This is a genomic window from Paraburkholderia sp. XV, assembly GCF_020177535.1.
Classification (GTDB): Bacteria; Pseudomonadota; Gammaproteobacteria; order Burkholderiales; family Burkholderiaceae; genus Paraburkholderia; species Paraburkholderia caribensis.
The window spans coordinates 1-16308 of sequence record NZ_JAGUUD010000073.1; the positions used below are offsets into that span (position 1 = coordinate 1).

A 16308-nucleotide genomic window follows, 5' to 3' on the forward strand; every position below is an offset into this window, starting at 1 on the left:
AACCGGAGGGCGACCTCGCCGACGCCGATGTCGCGCGGGTGCTGGAGATGCTGCGCACTGTGTGATCCACCGTGCAGCAGTTGGAATCCAGCGAAGGTAGCGCCTCTCACTTCACTCGCGTTCGGGCGGGCCTCAAAAGCTCGGCCCGACGCGAGATTTCTCTGCGGCGGTTCGCCGACCAGCTGCCGGAACATCGCAATTCACGCGTTCGCGCTGCAATAGCGCGGTTCGCGCATCAATGCCCGATGCGACTGGCCGATATTTCCCGAATGTCCTAAAGCGTTCCCCGATATTGCCGTTAAAGCTGTTCAGTCAACTCTTCGCCGGCGCGTGCTGGCATCGATCAGCATGCGCAACATTACGGTACGGGCCAGCCTGCTTGCATTGCTTGTGGTATTTGCGTCGATGATTCTGCTGGGCGGCGTGGTCGGCATCGGCGCGCTGAAGATCACCAACGGCAACGCGCAGAATCTGCGCGACATGGCGCGTCAAACCATTCTCGTCAACGATGCGTACAAGGACACCACGCGCACGCGTTCGGCGATGGTGCGCGCCTACTCCGCGCTGAAGGAGCGCAACGACACGGCCACGCGCGACTCGGCACTGCAAAGCGCGCAACGCTCGCTCGACCTGTCGGTGCGCGAGACGCAGGCTTTCGAGAAGTCGGATGCGTTCGACGGCATGGACGCTGCGCTCAAACAGCAACTGCTCGATTCGGCAACGCAACTCGCCGCGACACTCAACCGCGCCGCCGACGCATTGCGCAACGGCGACACGGCGACCTACGCGGCGCTCAACGATCGCGACATCACCGCGTCGGGCGCTGCCTATTCGGCGAACGTCGAGAAATTCCAGAAGCTCGCGAACCAGCTTTCCGAAGATGCGCTCGCGAGCGGCAACGAGCGCTATCAATGGATCGTCGGCACGGTGATGTTCGGCATCGCGATCGCAGTGGCGTTGATCGTGCTTGCCTACATCGCGTTGCAACGCACGGTCACCACGCCGCTCAAGCAGGCGGCCAACGTGCTCGATCGCATCGCCTCCAACGATCTCACGGTGCGCGTGCCGGAGGCGAGCAAGAGCGAGATCGGTCAGCTGTTCGCCGCAATGCACCGCATGCAGTCGGGTCTCACGCGCACGGTTTCCGGCGTGCGCGAAAGCTGCGAGGCTATTCATACGGCGGCGCGCGAGATCGCAGCGGGCAATCTCGATCTGTCGAGCCGCACTGAAGAGCAGTCGGCCTCCCTCGAAGAAACGGCGGCGAGCATGGAGCAACTGACGTCGACTGTGAAGCAGAACGCCGAGCACGCGCGCGAAGCCAACAGGCTTGCCACGAGTGCAGCCGATCTCGCGCAGCAGGGCGGCGACGTGGTCGAGCGCGCGGTGCACACGATGGCCGAGATCAGTTCCAGTTCGAGCAAGATTGCGGACATCATCGGCATGATCGACAGCATTGCGTTTCAGACGAATATCCTCGCGCTGAATGCGGCCGTCGAGTCGGCGCGCGCGGGCGAGCAGGGGCGCGGGTTCGCCGTCGTCGCTGGCGAAGTGCGCACGCTCGCGCAGCGCAGCGCGGGCGCCGCACGCGAGATCAAGGCGCTGATCGGCACGTCCATCGACCACGTGCAGAACGGCAACGGACTCGTCGCGCAGGCGGGCGCGACGATGACCGAGATCGTGCGGTCGGTTCGCAACGTCGCGGGCATCATGGGCGAAATCACGACGGCGACGGCCGAGCAGAGCGACGGCATCGAGCAGGTCGGCCACGCAGTGAGCCAGATGGACCAGGTCACGCAGCAGAATGCGGCGCTCGTCGAACAGGCGGCCGCCGCGGCGAGCGCGCTCGAAAGCCAGGCGCAGACCATGCGCGAAGCCGTTTCGGCATTCCGGCTTGCCAAGGCGTTTTGATCGCCCGCGGGTCCGCACTTTTCAGGTTCCGTAACAGAGGCTTTTACGGCGCGCCGTCTTTTCCGCTTGCGCACGCTTTCCGGACTGCACGTGAGTTCAACAACACGTGACAGTCCAGGGAGTTCTCATGCAGTATCTGTTTGCAACGCGCGTCAAGCCGCAACGTTGCTTATGTCAGCGATCTGGGCGGCACGATTCGCCGCGTTTCGCTCGACGGTTCGGACACATGCGTCGCCGCCATGCACTGCCGAACGTTCTTCCAGTGTCGGATTCAAGCAGCCACCGATGCTCGAAAGAAACGCCTTGGAACGTGCCGCAATAGCAAACGTCCAGCTATGAAGGGGCTGCATCGGAAGGGCCCGCGTGTGTAGCGGCACGCGATCCGGGTCAAGCGATAAGCGTTGCGGGGCAACAATCGAGCGCACTCGTTCTGCCGTGGAAAAGGCTGCTGTTTGCAACCGTTTTACGGTTGGGGCAGCACTACTGCCTATTCCTGCGAGCAGGCACGCAGCATCGGCGGCGAGTTGTTCATCGCCGACACAAGTGTTGTGCCGTCGCGGGTATTTACGTCATGTACCCGCGTTCAGATAATCCGCTCACCTGCTGCGAATCACGAATCACGAATCACGAATCACGAATGTCGATTCGCAGCGAAACGGTGACGATATGAGCTTTGCCGAATGGCTTGAGGTATGGGCTTTCGAACGGGCAGCGATAAGCGGTATGCCCGGGATATCAATCGCAGCGGCGCTCATCGCTCCACCTACTCGTGCACATTGCCAACAGGAGCTTCCATGCAAAACGATATCCTTCCTCAAGTCCCGTCGCGTCGCCGCTTTATCGGCGTGGCGGCTGCCGCGGTCGCCGCAGGTTCGTTGAGCCGATTCGCCTTTGCGCAGACGAATCAGGCAGTCGTTGACATCACGCCGTCGGCTGGCGGCGACAAGACGGCCATCCGCAAGCTTCGTGTGCACGTGCCGGAATCGCAACTGACAGATCTGCGCCGACGCATCAAGGCGACCAGATGGCCCGAGCGCGAGACCGTCACGGATGCGTCACAAGGCGTGCAACTCGCGACGATGCAAAAGCTCGCCACCTACTGGTCGACTAACTACGACTGGCGCAAGGTCGAAGCGAGACTGAATGCGCTGCCGCAATACGTGACTGAAATCGACGGACTCGACATTCACTTCATCCACGTACGATCGAAACAGAAAGACGCGTTGCCGATGATCATCACGCATGGATGGCCGGGCTCGATCATCGAGCAAATGAAAGTCATCGATCCTCTGACCAATCCGACGGCGCACGGTGGTAACGCATCGGATGCATTCGATGTCGTGATCCCGTCGCTTCCCGGCTACGGCTTCTCAGGCAAGCCGACAGCAACGGGTTGGGACCCGGCGCGGATCGCACGCGCATGGGTGACCTTGATGCAGCGTCTCGGCTACACGCGATACGTCGCGCAAGGCGGGGATTGGGGCAATGCCGTCACCGAGCAGATGGCGCTTCTGACGCCGCCGGGACTCATCGGCATTCATACCAACATGCCCGCCACGGTCCCCGACGACATTGCGAATGCACTCAAGTATGGCAACCCGCCGCCCGCCGGCCTGTCGCCCGATGAACAGCACGCGTTCGATCAGCTCGATTACTTCTACAAGCACGGTCTGGGGTACGCGCAAGAGATGGCGAACCGGCCGCAAACGCTGTATGGCATCGAAGATTCGCCTATCGGTCTTGCCGCGTGGATGCTCGATCACGACGCGGCGAGTCAGGCGATGATTGCCCGCGTGTTCGACGGACAAACTGAAGGGTTGTCGCGCGACGACGTGCTCGACAACGTCACGCTGTATTGGGTGACCAATACGGGCATCTCGTCGGCGCGGCTCTATTGGGAGAACAAGCTCAATTTCTTTGCGCCGAAGCACGTGAGCATTCCCGTCGCGGTCAGCGTGTTCCCGGATGAAATCTACTCGGCGCCAAAGAGCTGGACCGAGAAGGCGTATCCCAAGCTGATTCACTACAACCGTTTGCCCAAAGGCGGCCACTTTGCAGCCTGGGAGCAACCGCAAGCATTCACGGACGAGGTGCGCCTGAGTTTCCGCTCGCTGCGCTGAGATGGGATGAGATGAGGGCACGGACGACGCGGCGCGCACGTCGTCCGTGTCGCGTCGGTTGATTAGCGGTCGACGCGTTGCTAATGCCGTCACGCGTCGGCGTTGGCATCGAACGAACGTCCGTGTTGTAACCGCTATCTGCAGTGCGGCATAAAGCCGCATTAAGTCGTTCGTTGGTTTGCCGTAAACAAGTTGTAACCAACAACGAGGCACGACTGCAATGAAACTGCGCGACCTGAATGTCTCGACACGCCTGCTTGCCGGATTCGGCCTGTTGACGGCCTTGCTGCTCGCTGTGGCGATGATCGGTTTCTATGGCCTGTGGGCGCTGAACGGCAAACTGGACGAGATTGCCCGCGTCAACGGTACGCAGGCACGTCTCGCCAACGAGCTTCGCACGTCGATTCAGGACCGCGCAATCGCGATGCGCAACGTCGTGCTCTATACGACCGCTGCGGACAGGCGAGCCGAAGCCGAGCGGATTGCGAAGCAGAGCGCGCTTTACGCGGACGCGTATCAGAAGCTCGACCGCATGTTTGCGGAAGAAGCCGGAACCGACGCGCGCGAGCGTTCGCTGATGGCCGCGCTCAAGCAGGAAGAGTCCGCTGCTGTGCCGCCGATGAGCAAGGTGGTCGAGCTCAGTCTCGCGAACGACACGATCGCCGCGACCCAGTTGCTGCTCGCACGTGCCCGGCCGACGCAACGCACATGGCTTGCGCACGCGGCGGAGCTCGCGGATTTCGAAGACCAGTCGAATCTCGTCGCGCAGCAGGACGCAATCGCGACCTACTCGCGGATTCGCGTGCTGATCGCGGCGATCGTGGCGGCATCGATTGCGCTCGCGCTGCTCACGGCGACGCTGATTACCCGCAGCATCCTGCGGCAACTGGGCGGCGAGCCGCGCAGCGCGCAGGATATCGCCGCGCAGATCGCGCAGGGCAATCTCGCCGTCAAGGTCGATCTCGCGAACGCCGATGCCGACAGCCTGATGGGATCGCTGGACACGATGCGCGCGCGGCTCACGTCGATCGTCGCCGACATCAAACAATCGGCCGAGTCGATCTCGGTCGCGGCGGGCGAAATCGCGCAGGGCAACACCGATCTGTCGCAGCGCACGGAAGAGCAGGCGGCTTCGCTGGAAGAAACGGCCGCGAGCATGGAAGAGCTTACGTCGACAGTCCGGCAGAACACCGAAAACGCTCGCCAGGGCAGCACGCTGGCGAGCAACGCATCGCAGACCGCGACGACGGGCGGCGATGTGGTACGCAAGGTCGTCGCGACGATGGACGACATCTCATCGAGTTCTTCGCGCGTGTCCGAGATCATTTCGGTGATTGAAGGCATTGCGTTCCAGACCAACATTCTCGCGCTCAACGCGGCCGTCGAAGCGGCGCGCGCCGGAGAAGAGGGCCGCGGCTTCGCTGTGGTCGCGGGCGAGGTTCGCACGCTCGCGCAACGCAGCGCTGCCGCCGCGAAAGAGATCAAGGCGTTGATCGAAACATCCGCTGCCCATGTGTCGACGGGCTCGACGCTCGTGCACGACGCGGGCGAGACGATGAACGACGTGGTCCGCTCGGTGAAGCGCGTGACCGACATCATGAGCGAAATCGCGGCGGCGTCGACAGAACAGTCGACGGGCATCGAACAGGTCAATACGGCCGTCGCGCAGATGGATCAGGTGACGCAGCAGAATGCCGCGCTCGTCGAACAGGCGACAGCAGCCGCGCAGGCGATGGCCGATCAGGCCGCAAGCCTCAAGGCTGCGGTGGCGATGTTCAGGCTCGATGGCGGGCAGCAGGGGATTCATGCGGCGGCTGCGCTCGCGACGCCGATTCGCACTCGCGCGGTGGCCGCGAAGAAGGGCGTCGCACAACGCGAGCCGGCCGTTCAAACGCGGGCGGAAGTTGAGTGGGAGACGTTTTGAATCGACGTGTCGTAAACTCCTGGGACGTATTCAAGGAGCGACTGCCATGACCCCGCAACAACGTTACCTCGCTGAAGCAATCGAACTCGCCTACGGCAATATCGAGAGCGGCGGCCGGCCGTTTGGCGCAGTGATCGTCAAGGATGGAAAGGTCGTCGCAACAGGCGTGAACGACATACTGCGCACGAACGATCCGACCTCGCACGCGGAATTGAACGCGATCCGCGCGGCGAGCCAGAAACTCGGCTCGCCGGATCTCGCGGGATGCACGGTGTATGCGAGCGGTCATCCGTGTCCGATGTGTCTTGCCGCGATGCGGATGGCGGGCATCGGTGAAGTGTTTTATGCGTACTCCAACGAAGACGCCGCGCCTTATGGGCTATCGACAGCGGCTGTGTACGCCGACCTCGCGAAGCCGTTTGCCGAGCAAACCATCAAGATCCGTTATGAACCGGTTCGGCTGGAATCGCATGGTGATCTATACGCTGACTGGAAGCAGCGGCAGGGCGCGTAGGCACAACCCTGTCTTGCCTTCTTGAAACGTGCCTGTAGCGCTCTCCGCTACAGGCATCGAAAAATTGCGACTCTGCCGCCAAATAATTGCGTTTGTCGTACTCGTGTTTCGCCGATAACCTGCCCTTGTCCCCAACGACAGCGTTATTCGAGGAAAGCGAGTCATGAAATTGCTGAGGAACACGTGGTACGCCGCGGCGTGGAGCCGCGATGTCGGCGTCGATTTTTCCACCCGCGAGTTGCTAGGCGAGCCGATGCTGCTCTACCGCAAGCACGATGGCGCACCCGTCGCGATGATCGACCGCTGCCCGCATCGCTTTGCACCACTGTCGATGGGCAAGCGTGTCGGCGACGGCGTCGAATGCGGGTATCACGGACTGCAGTTCGACTGTAGCGGCGACTGCTCGAAGAATCCGCACGGCGACGGCCGCATTCCTCCCGGCGCGCGCGTGCGCAGCTTTCCGGCAGAAGACCGGTATGGGCTCGTGTGGATATGGGCGGGCGAACCATCGCGCGCCGACGCGAGCCTGATCCCCGATTTTTCGCATCTGGTGTCGCCGCGACTGAAAACCGTCGGTGAGGAGATGACCCAAACAGCGCATTACGAACTGGTCGTCGATAATCTGATGGACCTTTCGCATGTGAACTACCTGCACGCGCCGTATCAGCAGGTCGACGATTTTCTTCAGGCGAAACACGATGTCGTGCAGGACGGCAGTGCGCTGGAAAGCCGGCGCATGGTGGCCGCGACGCGCGCGCCGCAATCGTTCCGCCCGTTTCTCGACGATCCCGACGCGCCCGTGGATTACTGGCTGAACATACGCTGGCATGCGCCGGGCTGCTGTCTGCTGGAGACGGGCGTGGTGCCCGCTGGCAGGCCGCGCGAGCAAGGCCTCGTGCGGATCGGCACGCACATCGTCACACCCATCGGTGCAGCGGCGACGCAGTATCTGTATGCGAGTTCGCGCAACTATCGTCTCGACGATCCTGACGCGGACGACGAAACGGCACGCTGGCAGCAAATGGGCTTTCACGAACAGGACAAGCCGATGATCGAAGGCGTGCAGACGCGCATGGGCGAGCGCGAGCTGTTGTCGATGCGTCCCGTCCTGCTCGCCACCGACGCGGCCGCGATCCGCGCGCGGCGTCTGCTCGCGGCGATGATCGACGCCGAGGCGCGAACCGATCAGCCTGTGCCCCTGGCGATAGCGTAAGCGACGCAAGAAACCAGAAAAGAAGGCGGGACGCACCGCGCCCGCTTCAAGGAGACAGACATGCAATCGACCGCAACGCCGCGCGCGGCTGCCGCGCTGATCGACAGCCGGCCGCTCTCGGCCTATCAGCGACTGATTCTCGTGCTATGCGGATCAGTCATCTTCCTCGATGGTCTCGACACCCAGTCCATCAGCGTCGCCACCAAAGCCATGGCCCATGCGCTCGACGTGCCGCTCGCGAGTTTCGGCGTGGTGTTCTCGGTGCTGCAACTGGGCGGCCTGATCGGCACCTTCGTGTTCGGCTATCTCGCCGACCGTGTCGGCCGCCGGCCGCTCGTGATCGCTGCCGCGTTGCTGATCGGCGCGCTCACGCTTGGAACGGCGTCCGTGGAGAACTACACGCAACTGCTGATCGTGCGCTTTCTCGGCGGCATCGGCCTCGGCGGCATCTTTCCCTGTGTTCTCGCGCTCGGTGCCGAATATGTGCATAGCCGCTCCAGAGGGCTCGCGGTCGCGGTGCTGTTCGCCAACTACTCGCTCGGCGCAGCGGTCGGCGCGGTCGTCAACGGCTATGTGCTCGCGCACTTCGGGTGGCGTGCGGTATATGTGGTGGGCGGCGCGCTGTCGATCGCAGCGGCGCTCGCCATCGTCGCGTGGCTGCCGGAGTCGCCGCATTTCCTGATCTCGCGCGGCAAGACGCAGAAGTTGCGCGCCGTGTTCTCGCGGCTCTTTCCTGGCGAGACCATCGACGTCGACCAGCTACGGTTGAACGCGGCGGCGGGCGCTGCGCAAGTGACGCGCAAGGGCGTGCCCGTGCGAGAGATATTCAGCGAAGGCCGCGCGGGCATCACGTTGTTGCTGCTCGGCATCCTGATGCTGAGTTACGCGACCATCAAGGTCATGACCGTATGGCTCACGCCGCTGCTGCAGACGGCGGGCATCTCGGTGGTGCAAACATCGTATGTGCTCGCGAGCCTCGACATCGGTTCGATGCTCGGACTCGGGTTGGCCGGATACCTGGTGAGCCGCTTCGGGCCGACACGTTCGCTGTTGCCTGCGCTGCTCGTGCTCGCCGTGACGACGGTTGTCGTTGCATTCGAGGTCACGCGCTTCGCGGCGCTGCTGCCAGGCGGCTTCGTGATCGGCTTCACGGGCGGTATCGGACAATCCGCGCCGCTCGCGCTGTTCGCGCTCATCTTTCCGACGCGTGTGCGCTCCACGGCGCTTGGACTCGGCGGTGCGGCGGGACAGATCGGCAAGATCGGCTCGCCGATGCTGGTGGGTGCCGTCCTCGCGAACGGCTGGAAGCCGGACACGATTCTCTTTGCGGTCGCGCTGCTGCCTGCCATCGGCGTGTTGCTGATGCTGCTCGTGAGACTGTCGCGCCGCTATGCGGTGGCAAGCGTGAGCCAGAGTGCCTGACGACATCAATCCGAATCCCCCATGAAAACAGGTATCAGAAGGATCGAAGAGGTCGCGCAAGGCATCCGCATGTTCGAACTCGCACCGCTCGACGGCACGCGGCTTCCGGAATACACACCGGGCGCGCACATTGACGTGCATCTGCCGACAGGCCTCGTTCGCCAGTACTCGCTATGCGGAGGTCCACAGCAACGCGACGCCTACGTGATAGCGGTGCAACACAACGCTGCATCGCGCGGCGGTTCGCGCGCGATGCACGCATTGCAGGTGGGCGACACGCTGAGTATCGACGGGCCGCGCAATCATTTTCCGCTCGCGAACGACGCGCGGTATTCGGTGCTGCTCGCGGGCGGCATTGGCATTACGCCGCTGCTGAGCATGGCCGAGCGGCTCGCGCAGACGCAGGCCTCGTTCGAGCTGCACTATTGCGTACGCAATCGCGAGCGGGCGGCCTTTCTCGACCGGCTCGACGCGCCGCATCTGAATGGCCGTTGCACGCTCTACACCGACGACGCACCCGCCGATGCGCGAATCGACGTTGCGCGTATCGTGCGCGATCCGTTGCCTGGTTCGCATCTGTACGTGTGCGGTCCTTCCGGCTTCATGGACCACGCATTCGATACAGCGAAGCAGGCCGGCTGGACGGACCGGCATTTGCATCGCGAGTATTTCAGCGCGCCCGCGATCGACACGCGTGACAACGCGCCCACGGCGCGCGCGTTCAGCGTACGGCTGGCACGCAGCGGCAAGTTGGTAAGCGTAAGCGAACGGGAAACGGTGGTGCAGGCGCTCGCCGCGCACGGCGTGTGCATCGAGACATCGTGCGAGCAGGGTGTCTGCGGCACGTGTCTGACGCGCGTGCTGGCGGGCGATCCCGAACATCGCGACCTGTATCTGACCGACGACGAGCGCGCCCGCAATGATCAGTTCCTGCCGTGTTGCTCGCGCTCGCATACAGACGAGCTGGTTCTCGATCTTTGATCGCGGCAATCCCGGATTGCGACGCGCCGCGCGGCTGGGTACGATGGGTTACGTCCCTCGACGGAGCCTTTCCCCTTGAGCACACAAGCGCTGCCATCGATCAATCATCTGCGCAGCTTCCAGGTGATCGGCCACCATCTGAACCTCGTGCATGCGGCCCGCGAACTGCATCTGAGCCCATCGGCGCTCAGCTATCAGCTTGGCGTGCTCGAAGAGCGGCTCGGCACGCGGCTTTTCACGCGCACCGGGCGCGGGCTCGCGTTTACGGAAGCGGGGCGCCTGCTGCACGGCGAAGTCGATCAATGTCTGCAACGGTTATGGTCGGCGTGGCAGCGCGTAGCAGCGAACGAACGCCCGGCGCCGCTCGTCGTCAACTCGCTGCCGACCTTCGCGATGCACTGGCTCCTGCCCCGGCTCACAGCCGTGCAGGAACAGTTCGCCAATGTGGAGATTCGCGTGTCGATTGCGCAGGTGGACCTGGAGCGCGAGGCGCTCGACTGCGCGATCGCCTATGGCGACGGTCACTGGCCAGGCGTGCATTGCGACTTCCTGCGCGAGGAGTCGCTGATCGTCGTGTGTTCGCCTGACACGCTGTCGGCGAACGGACCGCTGTCGAGCGTCGCCGATCTTGCGCGCTTCACGCTGCTCTCGGCGAAAACGCGGCCCGACGATTGGACCGTCTGGGCCGATGCTGCGCAACAGCCATTGCCGCCAGGCGGACGCCAGTTGTTACTCGCATCGCGCAACATGGTGATCCAGGCCGCCTGCGAAAACCTCGGCGTCGCCGTGGTGGACCCGGCGATGGTGCGGACCGAACTGTCGTCGGGCCGCCTCGTGCAGGCGCTGCCGCAGACCGCGAAGGGCCAGGGGGCGTATTACCTCGTTTATCCGGCGGGCGAGGAGTCGCTGGCGCGCGTGGCGGCATTTCGCGCATGGCTGCTCGCCGAAATGGCGCGCGACACGGCTGCGGGTTTATCCGTCTGAGCCGGCGCGTGGTCGACGCTAAAGGCGCTACAGGCGCTACAGGCGCTACATTCGCAAGGCCGCGATGTACTTCGCCCGTGGCCGCAGCAGAAAAGCCTGCGCGCGCTGCTCCAGCACATGCGCCACCCAGCCCGCCGTACGGCTGATGATCCATAAGGCCGTGGCCGTGCCATCTGGCAGGCCGAGCGCCCGTGCAAGGACGACGAGGGCAATCGCCACGCCGGGATGCATCGACAGTTTGTCTCTGGCGAGCGCGAGGAATTCGAGTGTCGGGATCGTCTCCGGCGTTGCGTGCTGCAGCGCGCGCACCTGTTCGAGGATCAGATTGGCGCGCACGTCGCCTTCCGGATACAGCGGGTGGTTGAAGCCGAACAGACTCGCGCCGACCTCGCGAACCATCTGCAGGCGCGGCGCCGTGTCCGGATTGGCGACGTCGCGTAACAGCAGGGTTTCGACTTTCTCCGTCGCCGTGCCCGTCGAAAAACCGACGTGCGAACCGATCGCCGCCGCGACGCAGTTGTAGAGGTCCGCATTCGTCGACGCCGCGACACGCGCGGCAAAGGTGGCGGGCGCCAGTTCGTTGTCGGCGAGCACGGTGAGCGCGCCGTTGACGGCAAACACGGCATCGGGTGTGCACGTGCCGCCCGCTGCGCGCAGCAGATAGGCCGCGAGACTCTCGCCGCGCTCGCGCATCACGAACGCGCGCGTTTTACTCAGGAATCCGAGACATCCCGCCATCGTCTGCATGATGAGGCGTGCGGCCTGCACCGCGCTGCCGTCGGAAATCTCCGCCGCGCCGCGCCCCTGCATGCCGAGCGCCAGCGGCACCATGCCGAGCAGGTTGGCGATATCGCTGCCGTCCAGGTTGCCCGCGTACGCATCGAATAGCGGCAGCACGGCTTGCGGCGTGTCGAGCGCCCCCCAGGCGGTGACGCCGTCCTGCCAGATGCCTGTCATCAGCAGCTGCGAAACCGATTCGAACGAAGAGCCAGTCTTCGCCATCTCGACGGCGGACCGGTTGCGGTACAGCGGACCTTGCGGCGTGATGTGCGTGATCGCGGAAGCGAGCACGGGCTCGCCCCAGCGCATCGTCGATTCAGCCGATGCCGCCTTCGGCATGCGTCCACGCTTGCGGCTGCCCACCCGTTCGACGTCGGCGCGTACGTACAGGCTGCGCCGGCCGTCGTCGTGCGGCGCGGTGCCGATCAGGCCGCGGCTTACGTACGAGTAGAGCGTGGCCGGCTTGATGTTGAGCCGGGCCAATACCTCCTCGCGCGTCATCAGATCTCGGGTCGTCATGAAATCAATGTAATCAATATAAATCAACCAAATTCAGCGTAATGCTCGGGCATTCTGCAGTCTAGCAGAAAGGCTGTAGTTAATGACTTTCAGGTGTTTTGCATCGCAGCAGTGAGCGTTTCCAACGTTTATATTGATTTGAAAGATCAATCTTGATCGACAGAGCGTCGGCGAGTAATTTTCAGTCCTCGATTCCATTTTTGCACCGCGCCGCGAACCGTTTCGGGCGGGTGCCTTGAGGAGACTTTCCGATGCATGACCTGAGACGCGAATTCGGGCCGGCGCAAGCAAGCTTCGTCGATCAGACGGGCCAGCGTCCCCGCGATAATCATTACTGGGCGCCCGTGATCGTGAGCCGCGAACAGATCGACGCGGAAGTGGAGCGCCTTGCCGCGCTGCCGAAGCCCGCGGACGGCCGCCGCCAGTCGTTGATCGTCCATCCGTCGGCGCGCGCCGGCTCGCCGGGACTTGCGCCCGGCATTCAGGTGTCGCTGCAGGTTCTGTTGCCGGGCGAATCGACGGAGCCGATGCGCCACAACGCCACCGAGGTGAACTTCTGCATCCGGGGCGGCGGCTCGACGCGCGTCGCGGGCCGCACCATCGCGTTCCGTCAGTACGACGTGTGGAATCACCCCGCCTTCGTCGCCTTCGCACATACGAACGACACCGACGACATCCAGGTGCGGCTGGTCTACTCGAACACGCCGCTGCTGCAGCACATGGAAGTGTATGTGCCCGAGTTCGGCGTCGAACTCGAAGTGCCGACGCAGACGCTCACCGCGCATGCGAGCGACGACCCGAAGCGCCGCAGTCCGTTCGGCACGTTTCCCATCGGCGAAGACGGCGGGCTGCTGATGCCGTACGAAACGCTGATCAACCCGCAGGTGGTCGAATCGCGCCCGCTGCATTTTTCGTGGCAACAGGTGAAGGCGGAACTCGACAAGCTCGAGGCGCTGGGCAGCGACTACGTCGGCCGCCGCCTGTACATGATGTACAACCCGGTGACGGGCCGCACCAATGGCATCACGCCGAACTTCTTCGCGACGATGACAATTCGTCCGCCGAAGATCGTCGACCGTCCGCATCGCCACGTATCGGCAGCCATCAACTACTACTTTTCGGGCTCGGGCTACAGCATGGTGGCGGGCAACCGCTACGAGTGGAAGGCCGGCGACCTGATGCTGTCGGCGCCCGGCTGGGCCGTGCACAACCACGCGTCCTACGACGACTACGTGTACGAGCTGACCATCCAGGATCAGCCGCTCAACATCTACATGCAGTCGCTGCTGTGGCAGGAGAGCATGAAGGAGGCGCCTGCGCTGCTCGGCACGCAGACGGGGTTTTCGACCAATCGCACGAACGCTGCCAAGGCTGCGTAATCCGCTTCATCGACAAGGAATCCGAATCATGCGCGACATCTCCTGGCTGAAAGGCTCGATCACGCCGATCGTTACGCCCTTCCGCAACCAGACCGTCGATTACGAAACGTATGCGCGGCTCGTCGACTGGCAGATCGTCAACGGCGGCCACGGCGTGCTCGTGAACGGCACGACGGCCGAGCCGAGCCTGCTCACCGTGGCCGAACGCAACCGCCTCGTTGACGTGGCCGTCGAGGCAGCGGCGGGCCGCGTTCCCGTGCTGGCCGCGACGGGCTCGCAATCGCACGCGGAGACGGTCGAACTGACGCAGCACGCCGACAAGGCGGGCGCCGATGCGATGCTGGTCGTCACGCCTTACTACATCCGTCCGCCGCAGCGCGGGTTGGTCGAGTACTACGCGGATATCGCCGCGCGCACGGAACGGCCGCTGCTGATCTATCACATCCCGGGGCGTGCGGCAGTCAGCATGGACCTTGCCACCGTCAAGGCGATCCGCGAGCGCGCGCCGAACCTCGTGGGCATGAAGCACGCGGTCAACGACATGGCATTCGTCACGCACATGCTCGATGCGTTCGGGCCCGAGTGGCGCGTGTTCGTCGGTCTCGAAGAGTTGAGCTATCCGATGCTCGCCGTCGGCGCCTGCGGGCTGATGAATGCGGTCGGCAATCTGGCGCCGCGCAAGGTCGCCGATCTGGTCGAGGCCGTCGAACGCGGCGACTACGCGGCGGCGCGGGCCTTGCATTTCGCGTTGTTCGAGTTGAATCAGTCGGTGTTCTACGACACGAATCCGATCCCCATCAAATACATGATGAAGCGCATGGGCCTGATTCCCGCGAACGAGCATCGCTTGCCGATGATGCCTGCTACGCGCGAACTGGAAGCGCGGCTCGATGGCGTGCTCGATCGCGCTGGCCTGCTCTGAGCGCCCGCGACGATCCGAACGACAACGAACACGGAGACCCCGATGAGCGACAGGATTCCACGGCTCGAAATGGCCGACATGCGGAGCGATCTGGCCGCCTATCTGACACCGCGCGTCGAGCGCTTGCGTTATCTCGGCGAGCTGTTCAAGTGCGCGGGCCATGCGCCCGACGTGCTTCTGCAATTCATGCATTTCACCGACGCGCTAAAGCAGGCATTGCCCGACCGGCTCACGGAACTCGGCGCGCTGACGGTGGCGAGTTACATGGAGAACCGTTACGAGCGCCACCAGCATGAACGTCTGAGCGTGAAGCTGGGTTTTGCGCGCACCTGGATCGCGCAGGTCAACCGGCTCGATCCTTCTGCCGCAACGGAACTGAGCGATGTCGAAAAAGCGGCGCAAGCCTATGCGCTGAAGGCATTGCATTCGCGCGGCCTCGAAGCGCAGGCAGAGTTCGACGCATTTGCGCGCCTCGTGACGCCTGCGCAAGCCATGGCCTTTGTGATGCTGATCGGCCGCTACGTCACGCATGCGATCGCCGTCAACACGCTGCGGCTCGAACCACCCGTGGCGTCGATTTTCGAGGATGAGCAATGAACGCGGCCAACACACCCGTGTGGATTTCCGAGCAGCAGATCGTCTCGCTGATGAATCTCTCGGGTGCCATCGAAGCGCTCGAAGCAGGCCTCGCGCAACAGGCGAGCGGCGCGGCGCGCAACATGGGCAAGACACATGTCGCGTGGGGGCACAGCAATCTGCACGCGATCGGCGCGGCGTTTCAGGAGGCGGGCATCGTCGGGACCAAGACGTGGGCGCATACGGAAGGCGGCGCATGTCCGCTGCTGATTCTCTTCGATAGCGAGAACGGCCAGTTGAAGGCGATTCTCGAAGCATTCGCGCTCGGCCAGATGCGCACGGGCGGCATTTCCGGCGTGGCGACGAAGTGGCTCGCGCGGCCCGATGCGGACGTGCTCGCGCTGATCGGCACGGGCAAGCAGGCGCTCGCGCAACTCGCTGCCGTCGCTGCCGTGCGCCGCCTGAAACTGGTGCGCGTGTACAGCCCGACGCCCGACAAGCGGCGTGCCTTCGTCGAGCGGGCGCGCGAGAAGTTCGATATCGAGATCGTCGAGGCGCCGTCGGTGGAGGCTGCCGTCGCCGATGCGCCGATCGTCACGACTGTGACGCGCGCCACGGAAGCGTTTCTGCCTGCATCGGCGCTTGCGCATGGAACGCACGTGAACGCGGTAGGCGCAATCACGGAAGAGCGTATCGAACTCGCCGACGATGTGTTCGCCCGCTGTACGCGTGCCGTGGTCGACGATCTCGGCGCGGCGAAACGCCTGTCGACCGAGTTCGTGCGTGCGTACGGCGCGCGCGATGCCTGGAGCGAGGTGACGCCGCTATGCGACGTGATCGCCGAGGGACGCGCGCGCACGGCATCCGATGACATCACGGTCTTTAAGGCGATGGGCATGGGCGTATCGGATCTCGCGCTCGGCTTGCGGCTGTATGCGCTCGCGAGCGAGGCAGGGCTCGGCACGCCGTTGCCGCAGCCGCGCCGCGAGCCGCCGCGCCTGAACTGACACGCAACGCGTCGAAGCCGTATCGCCCGTGGCGTCACGGGCGGGTTTGTCCGCGCGGC

The 16308-nt window shown here is 63.9% G+C and carries 14 protein-coding genes; 12 read left to right on the top strand and 2 right to left on the bottom strand.

Annotation, left to right across the window (positions count from 1 at the left end; translation table 11 throughout):
- Window positions 1-194 (bottom strand): hypothetical protein (locus KFO72_RS27755; RefSeq protein WP_225033465.1); only part of this gene is annotated, 194 nt, incomplete at its 3' end.
- Window positions 195-348: 154 nt separating this feature from the next.
- On the opposite strand from KFO72_RS27755, the gene KFO72_RS27760 reads away from it, so the two are divergent.
- The 8 genes from KFO72_RS27760 to KFO72_RS27795 all read left to right on the top strand — a co-directional run bounded on the left by KFO72_RS27760 (window position 349) and on the right by KFO72_RS27795 (window position 11066).
- On the top strand, window positions 349-1908 hold the full coding sequence (locus KFO72_RS27760; RefSeq protein ID WP_060610555.1) for a methyl-accepting chemotaxis protein: 1560 nt from the start codon (window positions 349-351) through the stop codon (window positions 1906-1908).
- Window positions 1909-2702: 794 nt separating this feature from the next.
- Complete coding sequence (locus KFO72_RS27765; protein WP_054931085.1) at window positions 2703-4028, top strand: epoxide hydrolase family protein; 1326 nt, start codon at window positions 2703-2705, stop codon at window positions 4026-4028.
- 220 nt (window positions 4029-4248) lie between these two features.
- Complete coding sequence (locus tag KFO72_RS27770) at window positions 4249-5952, top strand: methyl-accepting chemotaxis protein (RefSeq protein ID WP_225033466.1); 1704 nt, start codon at window positions 4249-4251, stop codon at window positions 5950-5952.
- Window positions 5953-5998: 46 nt separating this feature from the next.
- Window positions 5999-6466 (top strand): nucleoside deaminase, encoded by a 468-nt coding sequence (locus KFO72_RS27775; RefSeq protein ID WP_225033467.1) that lies wholly within the window; start codon window positions 5999-6001, stop codon window positions 6464-6466.
- A gap of 163 nt (window positions 6467-6629) precedes the next feature.
- On the top strand, window positions 6630-7679 hold the full coding sequence (locus KFO72_RS27780; RefSeq protein WP_225033468.1) for an aromatic ring-hydroxylating dioxygenase subunit alpha: 1050 nt from the start codon (window positions 6630-6632) through the stop codon (window positions 7677-7679).
- 60 nt (window positions 7680-7739) lie between these two features.
- The gene (locus KFO72_RS27785) at window positions 7740-9101 is read left to right on the top strand and encodes an MFS transporter (protein ID WP_054931081.1); all 1362 of its coding nucleotides are present in this window, start codon (window positions 7740-7742) and stop codon (window positions 9099-9101) included.
- Window positions 9102-9122: 21 nt separating this feature from the next.
- Window positions 9123-10082, top strand: a complete 960-nt coding sequence (locus KFO72_RS27790; protein ID WP_225033469.1) for a PDR/VanB family oxidoreductase — start codon at window positions 9123-9125, stop codon at window positions 10080-10082.
- Between the two features lie 75 nt (window positions 10083-10157).
- On the top strand, window positions 10158-11066 hold the full coding sequence (locus KFO72_RS27795; protein WP_054931079.1) for a LysR substrate-binding domain-containing protein: 909 nt from the start codon (window positions 10158-10160) through the stop codon (window positions 11064-11066).
- Between the two features lie 45 nt (window positions 11067-11111).
- On the opposite strand, the gene KFO72_RS27800 is transcribed toward KFO72_RS27795, so the two are convergent.
- Window positions 11112-12347 carry a citrate/2-methylcitrate synthase gene (locus KFO72_RS27800; protein ID WP_225033484.1) on the bottom strand — a complete coding sequence of 412 codons (1236 nt, stop codon included), beginning with the start codon at window positions 12345-12347 and terminating at the stop codon, window positions 11112-11114.
- Between the two features lie 269 nt (window positions 12348-12616).
- Between KFO72_RS27800 and KFO72_RS27805 the strand changes: the two genes are divergently transcribed.
- From KFO72_RS27805 to KFO72_RS27820, 4 genes are read left to right on the top strand one after another with little or no spacing between them, the layout of a single operon-like run.
- On the top strand, window positions 12617-13744 hold the full coding sequence (locus KFO72_RS27805; RefSeq protein ID WP_060608984.1) for a cupin domain-containing protein: 1128 nt from the start codon (window positions 12617-12619) through the stop codon (window positions 13742-13744).
- 28 nt (window positions 13745-13772) lie between these two features.
- Window positions 13773-14666 carry a 4-hydroxy-tetrahydrodipicolinate synthase gene (dapA, locus tag KFO72_RS27810; RefSeq protein ID WP_035992970.1) on the top strand — a complete coding sequence of 298 codons (894 nt, stop codon included), beginning with the start codon at window positions 13773-13775 and terminating at the stop codon, window positions 14664-14666.
- Between the two features lie 42 nt (window positions 14667-14708).
- The gene (locus KFO72_RS27815; protein ID WP_054931075.1) at window positions 14709-15263 is read left to right on the top strand and encodes a hypothetical protein; all 555 of its coding nucleotides are present in this window, start codon (window positions 14709-14711) and stop codon (window positions 15261-15263) included.
- Complete coding sequence (locus KFO72_RS27820) at window positions 15260-16249, top strand: ornithine cyclodeaminase family protein (RefSeq protein WP_225033470.1); 990 nt, start codon at window positions 15260-15262, stop codon at window positions 16247-16249. Before KFO72_RS27815 ends, KFO72_RS27820 begins: the two co-directional genes overlap by 4 nt.
- Window positions 16250-16308 lie beyond the last annotated feature (59 nt).